The organism is Desulfitobacterium sp. LBE, from assembly GCF_007830365.1.
In the GTDB taxonomy this organism is placed as follows: domain Bacteria; phylum Bacillota; class Desulfitobacteriia; order Desulfitobacteriales; family Desulfitobacteriaceae; genus Desulfitobacterium; species Desulfitobacterium hafniense.
The window spans coordinates 1,473,981-1,486,359 of sequence record NZ_VLKD01000001.1 but is presented as its reverse complement, the minus strand read 5'-3'; the positions used below and the strand labels follow the sequence as shown (position 1 = coordinate 1,486,359).

Here is a 12,379-nt window from a genome sequence, read left to right as displayed (position 1 = left end):
TCTGTGAAACTGGGTTTTATTGGCCTGGGACAAATGGGGAAACATATGGCCTTGAATCTGCTCAAAAGCGGTGAGGAACTGATTGTCTATGATCAGCGTCCGGCCAGCTATCCGGAGTTTGAACAGCGGGGGGCACGCACAGCTGCCCAAATCCAGGATGTGGCAGAGGCCGATATCATTTTTTGCTCACTTCCCAACAGCGAAGTGGTCTGTCAGGTAGTGCTGGGAGAGACGGGTCTTAAGAAGGCTCTCAGGGCAGGGCAGATAATCGTCGATACCAGTACCATCAACTATTCCACAACCCTGGAGATCGGGAAGCAGCTGGAGTCTGTGGGAGTGGAATTTATGGATGCTCCTGTATCCGGTATGGAGTCCCGGGCTAAAGAGGGAACTCTCACCACCATGTGCGGCGGCAAGCAGGAGTTGTTCGAAAACGTGAAGCCTTACCTCCAGTGCTTTGCTGACAAAATCCTCTACATGGGCCAGCCCGGCAGCGGTCAATTGACGAAGCTGATCAATCAACTTTTGTTTGATATCAATGTGGCCGCCCTGGCCGAGATCCTCCCTATGTCCGTAAAACTGGGCCTTGACCCGGAAAAGGTAGGAGCGGTGGTCAACAGCGGAACAGGAAGAAGCTATGCTTCAGAATTCTTTATTCCCATGATTCTCAAGGGCAGCTTTACGGACGGGTATCCGATGAAGCACGCCTATAAAGATTTGGTCAGCGGAGCGGAAATTTCCGCCAGCCTTTGCATCCCCATGCCTGTGCTCGGCGCCGCGACGACCACTTACCAAATGGCCTTGCTTAAGGGATTAGGAGATCGGGATAAGGGCGGTATGATCGGGGTATTTGAAGACCTGCTTCAGGTACACTACCGCAAGCCTTCCCTAGAAGAATAACGGAATGTGATTCCGGCAGTATAAAGGGGCGGATAAGGATGAAACTGGCCTATACTGTATGCGGCCCTGAAACAAAGGCTGACTATCTGGCCTATAAGGGCCCCTTGGCAGACATGTGTGCCAGCCTGCACGAGATTGGATACCAGGGAATCGAACTATTTGTCCGGGATCCCCGGGAAATTGACCCGGGGGCATTAGGACGGCATTTGGAGCACTATAGTTTGGCGTTAGCAGCCATTGGTACAGGACCGATGTTTGCTGAAGACCAATTGCGGTTTACTTCCACCGATGAAAGGATCCGCAGGGAGGCCATCACCAGGGCCAAGGCAGCCATTGATTTGGCTTCCCGGTTTGGCGCTCAGGTCAACGTGGGCAAACTGCGGGGAGATATTGCCCGGGGAGATGAAGGACGTTCGGAGTTTTTACGGGATCAGGCGTTCCAGGAGATCTGCGGGTATGCCGAGGAGCAGAAGGTATGGATTACCCTGGAGCCCCAATGCCGTTTTGCGATTAACAATCTTAAATCCACCCAAGAAGCCTTGGTCTGGCTTAGAACAAAGCAATTTCCCAATTTGCGGCTGATGCTGGATGTGTTCCACATGAACATTGAAGATAAATCCATCGCGGCCAGCTTTATTGAAGCAAAAGATTATAACATCCATGTGCATTTGGCAGACAATCAGAGAGGTGTTCCGGGAACGGGGAACTTGAATTTTCCCGATATGATCCGGGTCCTCAAAGCTTTAGGATATAATCGCTACCTTTCTATGGAAATCGAGCAGTCTCCCAGCTGCTATGAAGCTGCCGCCAAAGCGTACACCTATATCCAACAACTGCTGAATGACGATTAAAAATGCGGAAAAAGAGAAGGGATAAGGGATGAAAAAGGATACCCCAATGTTAGTCAATTCCCAGGAGTTGTTTGAGGGCATTAAAGGCGCCTATCCCCGGGCCATGTTTAAATCCGTAGGCTATACCCAGGAGGATCTTCGCAAACCGGTCATCGGGGTTGTCAGTTCCTGGTCGGAGATCCATCCCGGCAGCTACCCGAATAAGGAGCTTGCTCAATTCGTCAAAGCAGGGGTTTGGGCAGCCGGCGGAACACCTGTGGAGTTTCACACTATTGCCGTCTGTGACGCTATAGCCCAGGGAATGGGCATGCACTATTCCCTGCCCAGCAGGGAAATCGTCGCCGCGGAAATTGAGCTGATGGTGGGTTCAGGCGGGTTTGATGGACTGGTCTTTCTCCCCTCCTGCGATAAATCTCCCGCAGGAATGCTGATGGCGGCCGCCCGCCTCAATCTGCCGGCCATCTTTCTGCCACCGGGTCCCATGCTTTCTCATTTTGACGAACAAGGACAGCAGCGGGTGATGTCGGATATCAAGGAAGGCATGGGAGCTTTCAAGAAGCAGCTCATCGATGAGAAACTCTTTGCGGCCATTGAAACCGATACCTGCACCACAGTGGGTGTTTGCGGCATGATGGGAACAGGGAATACCATGGGTTGCCTGATTGAAGCTTTAGGTATGAGCCTGCCGGGCACCTCGACTACTCCAGCGGTTTATGCCGAAAAAAGACGTCAGGCCAAAGAGACGGGTCAGCGGATCATGGCAATGGTCAAAGAGGATTTGCGACCCCGCCGGATCCTGACGGCTGAGAGCCTGGCCAATGCCGTGCGCTTTGTTATGGCTATTGGCGGCTCAACCAATACGGTGCTGCATCTGCCGGCCATTGCCAGGGAAGCGGGAGTGGAGTTAACCCTCGACGACATCGACAGGCTTTCCGAGCAGACTCCCTGTATTGCCAAGTATAAACCCTCCAGCAAATACACCCTATGGGATTTCTATCAGGCAGGGGGAGTGGGAGCCGTTCTGAAAATCATGGCCCCCTTGCTTAATCAGGAGGCCCTGACCGTAACCGGGGGGACCATTGAGGGACATTTCTGCGAGGTGAAGAACTGGGAAACCCTCCGTCCTTTGCATGATCCGCTCCAGCCCAAGGGGGGAATCGTCGTCCTGAAAGGCAGTCTGGCCCCGGACGGCGCTGTGATCAAGGTCAGCGGTGTTAAGGGTGGGCCAAAACGTCAGGTAGGAACGGCCAAAACCTTTGAATCGGAAGAGCATCTCCTGGAGCACATCATGACCAAGGAAATCCAAGCGGGGGATGTGCTGGTGATTCGCAATGAAGGACCTGCCGGAGGCCCGGGAATGAGAGAGATGTCCATTCCGGCGGCGCTGCTTACCGGCATGGGTCTGGGAGACAGTGTGGCCATGATTACCGATGGACGCTTCTCCGGAGCAACCCGGGGCTTCTGCATCGGCCATGTTGCCCCGGAAGCCCATGCAGGAGGGCCCATTGCCATCGTCCGGGATGGGGATCAGATTGAAATCGATATCGAACATAAGTCTCTTAACCTTTTGCTGAGCCCCGGCGAGATGACGAAACGCATGGCGGAGCTTGCGCCGCGCCAAAGTCCCATAAATAAAGGATTTTTAGGGGTGTATGCCCGCAATGTCAGTCAGGCAGATAAAGGGGCGGTTCTTGAATAGAAGGGGCACCGGCAGGATTTCTGAAGGGAGGTGATGGGGGTTTAAACCAGGTAACAAGCACTATACAGGAGGAAGGGTCGAGGTTCTTACTCAATAAAACAAGTCGGTAAGAAGGAAATTAAGAATCACCAGAAAACAAAAAGGGAGTTGGGGACATGAAAAAGCATTTTCGGATGATTGCTATTTTAGCCACATTGATGCTTTTGTTAGGTTCATTGGCAGGTTGCGGCAGCAATCAAGCCCAAGGATCAAATTCCGGTACCGGAGCCGCTGCAGCAGATTTTCCCAAAAAGAATTTTGAGTTTATCGTACCCATGGGAGCAGGGGGCGGCAGTGATGTATTCTGTCGTACTCTGGTCAAAACCGTTGATGACAATAAGCTCTGTCCAACCACCATTACCATCGTCAATAAACCCGGTGGTTCCGGTTCCATTGGTTGGTCCTACGTAGCCAAGGATCATAAAGGAAACCCCTATGAGTTAAGTACAGTGAGTTCCAGTTTCTATACCGGTCCGATATCGGGACAATCCCCTGTATCTTATAAAGACTTCACCCATATTATCGCTGTTGCCGAAGATCCGACTTTATTAGTTGTACCGGCTAATTCTCCGTATCAAACCATGGAACAACTGCTGGAAGCTGCCAAAGCCAAACCCGATTCCATCAGTGCCGGTGGTTCCAGCGGTCTCTCCATGGATGCCGTTGTCTTCTATGCCCTCAGTGAAAGCGCCGGAGTACAGATGAAGTATGTACCCTTTGCCGGCGGCGGGGAAACTATGACGGCAGTTCTGGGCGGCCATGTTACCTTTGGTTTCTTAGGACCAAGCGAAGCAGCCGCCCAGATCGAAGCGGGCAAAATGAGAGCCTTGGCTGTTTCCACTGAAGATCGGGCCGGTGGTCTGCTGGCCGATGTGCCCACCCTGAAAGAAATAGGTCATGATGTGGTCTTATCCCAACTGCGTGGGGTTGTAGCTCCCGCGGATATCCCTCAGGAAGCAGTGGATTATCTCCATGATATGTTTAAAAAAGCCGTCGATACCCCGGCTTGGAAGGAATTCGTCGCCAATAACTTTATGGAAGAAGAGATTATGGGACCTGAAGAGTTCCTGAAAGCCAGCGAAAAGCAAAGCGAAATGTATGCTAAGTACTTGGATAAGATTGAATAGTACTTAGGGAGCAAAATGAACTGAATAAGAGGGGGCTTGCCAAGGTTGAAGGTCCCCTCATTCTCCTCCCTAAAGATAAGCCAAATTATATGTGAATATATTCACTAAAAATATGATAGAAATTGCCGTGATTCGTCATTTCAAGGAGGGAAATCCATGCTGATTGATCAAGAAAAATGTATTGGCTGCGGTATCTGTGTACCTTATTGCCCCATGGAAGCCATCAGTGTTGCGGATAAAAAAGCCAGCATTAACCAGGAAATGTGTGTAGAATGCGGTACCTGCATTCGTCCCCGGGTCGTAAGATGCCCGACCAAAGCCATCTATGAGCCCTATGAGCAAATCAAGGGAACACCAAGAGAAGTGAGACGTTTCTTCAGTGATCCCGCCACCACCCATGGCGTTACGGGAGTACCCGGCCGGGGAACCGAGGAAGTCAAGACCAATGATGTCACAGGCCGTGTCTGCCGCGGGGAAATCGGCATTGCCATCGAGTTGGGACGTCCCTGTGTGGGAACCACTTTTGCTGAAGTGGAAAAGGTGACCATGGCCTTAGCCAAACACCATGTTGACTATGAAGAGTGCAATCCTCTGACTCATTTAATGGCAGACCGGGTTAAAGGAACCTTTAAAGAGGAGTACAAACAGGAAAATGTTCTTTCCGCCATTGTGGAATTCAATGGGAAGCTTGAACAAATGGCTGAACTGTTAGAAACTATTAAGGAGACAGCAAAGGAACTGGATACGGTCTTCTCCCTTGATCTGATCTGTTGCTTCGAAGAAGATGGCAGTATACCGGTATTGACGGAGCTGGAACGTATAGGGATGAAACCCAGAGCCAATGCCAAAGTCAACTTGGGAATGGGCAGACCTTATAAAATCATACGTGAGGCATAGGAGGGATAAAACATGACGCATTCATTACATCGCCGGGGAGCGGAAGCCGATCTGAAAAACGACTATGTGCTCCTGGTCACGGCAGCATCAGGAATCAATCATGTGGGGTCGAAGGATAAACTGCGGCAGGTCCTGGAAGAAGTTTGGCAAGTCGGCCCTACCAATATCGGGTCCAATGAAACAGGAACGATTCTTTCCGGTGTGGATATTGAAGAGATTAGAGCCAATTTAATGGAAGTACCCCGTGTGCGCTGCAATTTCGCCAGTAAGGAGAAAATTCGTCAGGCTATTGAACGCCTGCTGGAATTGGATTTAGGAATGTCGGTCACCGTGTCCGGTCCTACTCAGGATATTCTGGAAATGTGCGGGGATTATGGGATCAAGCCTCATTCCATTAACTTCTCCCTGGATATTTGGGGCAAAAAGGAGAAGCTGCCTCCCGAGGAGGCGTTGGAGCTTCTCACCATGTGCGGCCACGGCCTGATTTCCAAAACTTTAGTGGCGGAAACCATCACCAAAGTACGTCAGGGCAAAATGTCGCCGGAGAAAGGAGCCTTGAAAGTGGGGCATCCTTGTATCTGCGGTATCTACAACCCGGAACGCGCCAAAACCATCCTGGAAAGAGTGGCTCCATCTACAGCTGAGGTTGCATCTGCGGTAGAAGTTGGAGGGGAGGATTTTTAAGTATGCGCATGGCTAATCGGATCGCCAGCATCATTATCTTCCTGATCGGTCTTTATGTCTTCATCGGGGCCATGAAACTGGACTATATGCTTAAGGGTATTCCCGGCCCCGGTTTCCTGCCGAGATGGGTCAGCTTATTGATCATGGTTCTTGCTTTAGTTTTGCTGCTCCTTAGTTTTTCCAAAAACGAAAGTAAAGAAAGGCATCCCTTTAATGCAGCTGAGTTTAAAAATGCCGGTATTATTATCGGCGGTGCCATCTTCGTCATGTTGGTGACGAAATTCCTCGGCCTTGGTCTGGCTATTGGTATAATGGCCGGAGCCATTGCTAAGTTCACCGGTCCGACAAGCTGGAAAAAGGTGATTGCCATAACAATAGTTACCCCTATTGGGGCTTATGTTCTCTTTGGCATGATTCTCGGGGTACCGCTGCCTAACGGCATATTTGGGTTTTAGGGGTGAAATGAATGGAAACTTTACAAAACCTGGCCATGGGTTTATCTGTAGCAACTGACCCCATGAATCTACTCTATTGCGTCATCGGGGTAATGTTCGGAATCGTTATCGGTGCTCTTCCAGGGCTTGGGCCTTCGGCAGGGATTGCTATCCTGCTCCCTTTGACCTTTGGCACTGATCCCGTGGCAGGGATTATTATGCTGGCCGGTATTTATTATGGCGCTATGTATGGCGGGTCCATCACATCCATTCTGATCAATACACCTGGTGATGCTTCCGCTGTCATGACCACTTTGGATGGTCACCCCCTGGCCAAGCAGGGTCGGGCCGGCCAAGCCCTGGGTATGGCTGCCTTTGCCTCGATCATCGGGGGAACCGTCTGCGTTGTGCTCTTTATGTTCCTGGCTCCCGCTTTAGCAGAGTTCGCCATTACTTTTGGCCCACCGGAATACTTCGCCCTGATGGTCCTTGGCTTGACCACCATTGGGGGGATGACCGGAAAATTTCCGGCTAAAGGCTATATGTCGGCTTTAGTAGGCCTCTTTATCGCGACCATCGGTCTGGACCTGGTTCAAGGGATTCCCCGTTTCACCTTCGGAGCTTATGAACTTTATGAGGGGATTGACTTTATCCCGGTAGCCATGGGACTCTTTGGTATTGCGGAACTGCTGGTGATCTCTGAAGGGGGAGAAAAGATCAAGGTCAGCAAAAAAGACTTAACCTGGCGCAAACAGCTGCCTAACAAAGAAGATTGGAAATACGCCGGCCCCCATATCGCCCGGGGAACCGGAATCGGGTTCTTTATCGGCATGCTCCCTGGAGCGGGTGCCACCATTGCTTCCTTTATCTCTTATGGGATAGCCAGGAAAATCTCCAAGCGCGGGGATAAATTCGGAACCGGGGTTATTGAAGGGGTAGCAGCCCCGGAATCAGCCAATAACGCCGCTTCCATGGGGGCTATGGTTCCTCTGCTTACATTAGGTGTTCCCGGGTCAGGAAGTACGGCGGTTATGATGGGTGCTTTGATGATGTTTGGTTTAACACCGGGACCGCTGCTTTTTGAGAACAATCCGGATTTTGTCTGGGGCCTTATCGGCAGTATGTATATTGGTAACTTCCTGCTGCTGATCGCTGCTATGCTCTGCGTTCCTTTATTTGTCAAGGTCTTAAATGTATCCAGCCCGATTCTCAACGCTGTCGTCATGGCGTTCATTCTTATAGGTGCTTACAGTCTGAATAACAGTATGTTCGATGTGGGTCTGACCATTCTGTTTGGGATATTGGGCTTCTTCATGAAGAAGTTGGAATTCCCTGCGACCCCCATGGTGTTGGCCTTGGTGTTGGGTGCCTTGTTGGAAACATCCTTGAGACAATCCCTGATCATTTCCAACGGTAATCCTGCCGTATTCTTTACCAGACCTATTTCCGGAACGATCTTGGTTATTTCCATCCTGGCGATTATTTGGCCCTTCATTAGGAAAGGCATTCAGGTAATCAAAAATTCCGGCAAAGCGGCCGCTTGATAGAAGTTAAATCTTAAGGACCGGGGAGGGATACTATTGAAAATCAATGAAGAATTATGTTTGAGCTGTGGTGAATGTCTTCCCTATTGCCCCATGGGAGCTATCGAAATGGGGGATACGGCTCAGATTAATCAGGATGAATGTGTGGAATGCGGTATCTGCATCCGCCAGATTGAATGCCCCGTTGAGGCCTTTTATGAACCGGCCGAAACCATGATGTGGCCCCGCTCCCTGCGCAAGGTCTTCAGCGATCCCACAGCAAAGCATGAAAACACCGGAGTGCGCGGCCGGGGCACGGAAGAAGTCAAAACCAATGATGTGACCGCCCGCTTTAAGCGGGGCTATTATGGTATGGCCTTGGAATTCGGACGCCCTGGGGTGGGTACACGCATAGGGGATGTGGAGGTGTTTACCACGACCCTTGCTCAGGCAGGCATCGAATTCGAGCCCAATAACCCGTTGACCTATCTTATGGAAGATGTTCATACGGGGGTTATCAAAGAAGAAGTGCGCAACGAGAAAGTCTTGTCGGCCATTGTGGAATTCGTCATTCCCGAAGCCCAATTGGAGGATTTTGTCGGCAAAATCAGGGGAGCGGCAAGCCAGGCTAAATGTATGTTCTCCTGGGGGATTGTGGCCAGGTATGAACCCGACGGCACCTTGCCTGTGGTGGAGCGTCTGGCTGAACTGGGCATCGATGTACCCAGGAATATGAAGGTCAATGTGGGACTGGGACGACCGAAGGGGGAGGATTAAGCGATGACTCATTCACTGCACCGGGTAGGTCCGGAAGAGAGTTTTGCTGAGGATTTTGTGTTTATATCCAGGCCGGCTATGGGAATCAACCATGTGGGCTGTACTCCTAAGGTTCAGCGCACCCTGGAAATCATTTTCGAGCAAGGACCTACCAATCTGGGTTCCCTGACAACCCAGGAAAACCTCACAATGGGCATTGATCCTCAGGAACTAATGGCTAAAACTGAGGACAATTCGCCGGTGATGTGCGCTTTCCATGAGCGGGAAAAAATCGTCAATGTCCTTAAAAAGCTCAAAGAAGAAGAAGTGGGATTATCCGTGGTGGTCACAGGGCTTGTGGATCAAGTGGAAGGAATTTGTGAAGAAGTGGGTTTGGAACCTCATTCAGTAGGGATTTCCTTAGGTGTTCATGGTGCCACAGCTTTGCTTCCGGAAGAAGAGATTATGTGCTTTACCACCATGTGCGGTCATGGCATGATCGCTGCCGGCCTTGTCAAACAAGTGAAAAAGGCGGTTGCTGAGGGACGGATGACTCCGGAGAAAGCGTCCAAAATTCTGGCTAAACCCTGTTATTGCGGCATTTTTAACCAGAAGCGTGCCGAGAAATTACTTGAGCAGCAAAGTGCTCAACAGTCCTAGAACTGGAGCATAACAGCCCTGGAACTGGAGCCGTCAAATACAAAACTCTTATTTATATGAAAGTATGGAGGTAAGACTATGTTCAAGCTTCATGGTATATATGCTCCCATTCCTACCCCCTTTAAGGATAATAAAATTGCCCTTGATGAGCTGGCCGGCAATATGGAATTCTGGCTGGCTTCCCAACTGGAGGGAATTGTGGTCATGGGCTCCAACGGTGAATTTATCATGCTCAGTCCGGAAGAAAAGTGTCAACTCATCACTGCCGTCTGCACTCAGGCAAAGGGTAAGAAACCGGTCGTTGTCGGAACGGGGTGTGAGTCCACTCAGGAAACTATTGAGTTCAATCATTTTGCCGCCGGAGCAGGGGCTGACGCAGCCCTGGTATTAAGCCCGAACTACTTCAAAAAAGCCATGAATGATACTGTGCTGAAAAAGTTCTACCTGGAAGTAGCAGAGGCCAGCCCGATTCCGATCATTCTCTATAATATGCCAGGGAACTCCGGCATCAATCTTTCCGCCAAATTGGTAGCCGAACTGGCTGACCACCCTAATATTATCGGAATCAAGGATTCGGGCGGCAATATTGTCCAAATCGCGGAAATTATTCACTCCGCACCGGATGACTTTGCAGTTTTTGCCGGCTCGGCCAGCTTTCTGTTCGCCAGCTTGGCCTTAGGAGCTGCCGGTGGAACCCTGGCTTTGGCCAATGTGTTCCCCAACGAGTGCGCCCGGCTTCAGGAGCTTGTTGACAAGGGTAAATTTGCTGAAGCAAAGGAGCTGCAGTTGAATCTGATCGAAGCCAATAATGCAGTAACCGCCCGCTGGGGTGTCGGTGGTTTGAAAGCGGCCCTTGAGCTGATTGGTCTGTATGGCGGTGAACCCCGCAAGCCGTTGATGCCCTTAGGTGACGAAGACAGGGAGCTGCTGGCGGCCATTATTAAGCACACCCAGGAAGTCTGCCGTTAAGTTTCGCTCCTCCTGCTCTACTACCTGAAAAGCACTGAAAACATTTCATCTCTTCTCTCCGGAGATATACCAGAAAAAATACGCTGAAAAAAGATTTTAGGTTATAATTAACCTTACTAAACGGAAATGCAAGGTTTTGGAGGGATACATCGGATGATAAAAAACATTTATTGTGTTGGTCGCAATTATCTGCAGCATGCCAAGGAACTCAACAATGCGGTTCCAACTTCCCCGTTTCTTTTCGTTAAGCCCACTCATGCTCTGGTGGAAGGTCAGGGGCAGACCGTTGCCATGCCCAAAGACCAGGGGAATGTCCATTACGAGGCGGAATTGGTTGTCCATGTGGGCAAAAACTATGAGCCCGGCATGAAGGCCGAAGCGGTTATTGATAAAATAGCTGTAGGGATTGACTTTACCTTAAGAGAGGTCCAGGATGAACTGAAGAAAAAAGGACTGCCCTGGCTGCTGGCTAAAGGGTTCCCTAACTCAGCGGTACTATCCCGATGGCTGCCTTTCGAAGGGCTGGAGGGGACGGCCGGCCATGATTTTACCCTTGAGAAGAATGGACAGGAAGTGCAAAGAGGAAATATCAAGGAGATGATTTTTGATATTCCCACCATCATAGAATTCTGTGCCCAACACTTCGGATTGGCTGAAGGGGATATTATTTTCACCGGAACGCCTGCCGGTGTCGGTGTAGCCGCTGCTGGAGACCATTTTGTACTGAAGTGGAAGGAAGAGCAAGTGGGAGAGCTGTTCATTGGTGAGTAAGTGCGGTATTTTGAAGGATGGAAGCAAGCCCAAAGTTTTGATCGCCCGCCAAGTTCCCCAGGAAGTTGAAGAATGGATCGGCAGGCACTGTGAGTATTCAAAATGGGAAGGCAGCGGGGATATCCCCCGGAGTGAACTGCTGAAACAGTTGGGAGATGTGGATGGGCTTTTAATCAACCGGGAAAAGATCGATGGAGAACTTCTTGATGCAGCCCCGAAGCTGAAAATCGTCGCCAATATATCTGTAGGATATAACAATTTCGATATAGGGGAGATGCAAGCCAGGAAAGTTCTCGGCACTCATACCCCCAATGTATTGGATGACACCGTCGCCGATTTGGTTTTTGGACTTATGCTTAGCACCGCCCGCCGTTTATGTGAGCTGGATCGCTATGTCAAAGCAGGACGGTGGAACGAAACAGTTACCCCGGATCTTTTTGGTATGGATGTTCACCATCAAACATTAGGCATTATCGGCATGGGCCGGATCGGCAGAGCCCTTGCCCAAAGAGGGAAATGGGGCTTCGATATGAACATTTTATATCATAATCGTTCCCGCCATCCTGAAGCGGAGCAGCGTTTTGATGCGCGCTATTGTACCTTGGAAGAGCTTCTGCAAAGGTCGGACTTTGTAGTGCTTCTCGCCCCTCTTTCCCCGCAGACAGTGAATCTGATGAGTGGCCGGGAGTTCGGGCTTATGAAGCGGTCGGCTGTATTTATCAGCGCTTCCCGGGGGGAGACGGTGGATGAGGAGGCCTTAGTGGAGGCTCTTCGTGAAGGAAGGATTCTCGGTGCCGGCCTGGATGTCTACAGGAAGGAGCCCATCCCTCCGGATCATCCTTTGCTCCGCTTTAAGAACGTGGTTACCCTGCCCCACCTTGGTTCGGCAACTACCAGGACTCGTTTGGCTATGGCTAGGATGGCAGCAGAAAACCTGCTCATCGGACTAAAAAGAGAGATACCCCCGCAGTGTGTACCTGAATTAAAACATCTTGTCCTATAGTCAGCCCCCGGTCACAGGAAGTGATCGGGGGTTTTCCATTCTGAGTCTTCTCGGATTGCCCACCCG

Annotated in this window: 13 protein-coding genes; all 13 read left to right on the top strand. The window is 50.6% G+C overall.

Annotation, left to right across the window (positions count from 1 at the left end):
* The first annotated feature begins 3 nt into the window (after window positions 1-3).
* Entirely contained in the window at window positions 4-900 is an 897-nt protein-coding gene (locus tag DESLBE_RS07185; protein ID WP_144675995.1) for an NAD(P)-dependent oxidoreductase, read from the top strand.
* A gap of 38 nt (window positions 901-938) precedes the next feature.
* Complete coding sequence (locus DESLBE_RS07180) at window positions 939-1,751, top strand: sugar phosphate isomerase/epimerase (RefSeq protein ID WP_005813860.1); 813 nt, start codon at window positions 939-941, stop codon at window positions 1,749-1,751.
* Window positions 1,752-1,779: 28 nt separating this feature from the next.
* The gene (gene ilvD, locus DESLBE_RS07175) at window positions 1,780-3,450 is read left to right on the top strand and encodes a dihydroxy-acid dehydratase (RefSeq protein ID WP_144675993.1); all 1,671 of its coding nucleotides are present in this window, start codon (window positions 1,780-1,782) and stop codon (window positions 3,448-3,450) included.
* 155 nt (window positions 3,451-3,605) lie between these two features.
* The gene (locus DESLBE_RS07170) at window positions 3,606-4,616 is read left to right on the top strand and encodes a tripartite tricarboxylate transporter substrate binding protein (RefSeq protein ID WP_005813864.1); all 1,011 of its coding nucleotides are present in this window, start codon (window positions 3,606-3,608) and stop codon (window positions 4,614-4,616) included.
* Between the two features lie 156 nt (window positions 4,617-4,772).
* Window positions 4,773-5,513, top strand: a complete 741-nt coding sequence (locus DESLBE_RS07165) for a 4Fe-4S binding protein (RefSeq protein ID WP_018305242.1) — start codon at window positions 4,773-4,775, stop codon at window positions 5,511-5,513.
* Between the two features lie 12 nt (window positions 5,514-5,525).
* On the top strand, window positions 5,526-6,197 hold the full coding sequence (locus DESLBE_RS07160; protein WP_005813868.1) for a hypothetical protein: 672 nt from the start codon (window positions 5,526-5,528) through the stop codon (window positions 6,195-6,197).
* A gap of 2 nt (window positions 6,198-6,199) precedes the next feature.
* On the top strand, window positions 6,200-6,652 hold the full coding sequence (locus DESLBE_RS07155) for a tripartite tricarboxylate transporter TctB family protein (RefSeq protein WP_011461124.1): 453 nt from the start codon (window positions 6,200-6,202) through the stop codon (window positions 6,650-6,652).
* An 11-nt stretch (window positions 6,653-6,663) separates the two neighbouring features.
* On the top strand, window positions 6,664-8,175 hold the full coding sequence (locus DESLBE_RS07150) for a tripartite tricarboxylate transporter permease (protein ID WP_005813871.1): 1,512 nt from the start codon (window positions 6,664-6,666) through the stop codon (window positions 8,173-8,175).
* Between the two features lie 36 nt (window positions 8,176-8,211).
* Window positions 8,212-8,931, top strand: a complete 720-nt coding sequence (locus DESLBE_RS07145; protein ID WP_018213286.1) for a 4Fe-4S binding protein — start codon at window positions 8,212-8,214, stop codon at window positions 8,929-8,931.
* 3 nt (window positions 8,932-8,934) lie between these two features.
* Entirely contained in the window at window positions 8,935-9,570 is a 636-nt protein-coding gene (locus tag DESLBE_RS07140; protein ID WP_144675991.1) for a hypothetical protein, read from the top strand.
* Window positions 9,571-9,648: 78 nt separating this feature from the next.
* Window positions 9,649-10,539 carry a dihydrodipicolinate synthase family protein gene (locus tag DESLBE_RS07135; protein WP_005813878.1) on the top strand — a complete coding sequence of 297 codons (891 nt, stop codon included), beginning with the start codon at window positions 9,649-9,651 and terminating at the stop codon, window positions 10,537-10,539.
* 126 nt (window positions 10,540-10,665) lie between these two features.
* Entirely contained in the window at window positions 10,666-11,310 is a 645-nt protein-coding gene (locus DESLBE_RS07130) for a fumarylacetoacetate hydrolase family protein (RefSeq protein WP_144675989.1), read from the top strand.
* On the top strand, window positions 11,300-12,313 hold the full coding sequence (locus DESLBE_RS07125; RefSeq protein ID WP_015943768.1) for a D-glycerate dehydrogenase: 1,014 nt from the start codon (window positions 11,300-11,302) through the stop codon (window positions 12,311-12,313). Before DESLBE_RS07130 ends, DESLBE_RS07125 begins: the two co-directional genes overlap by 11 nt.
* The last annotated feature ends 66 nt before the right edge of the window (window positions 12,314-12,379 follow it).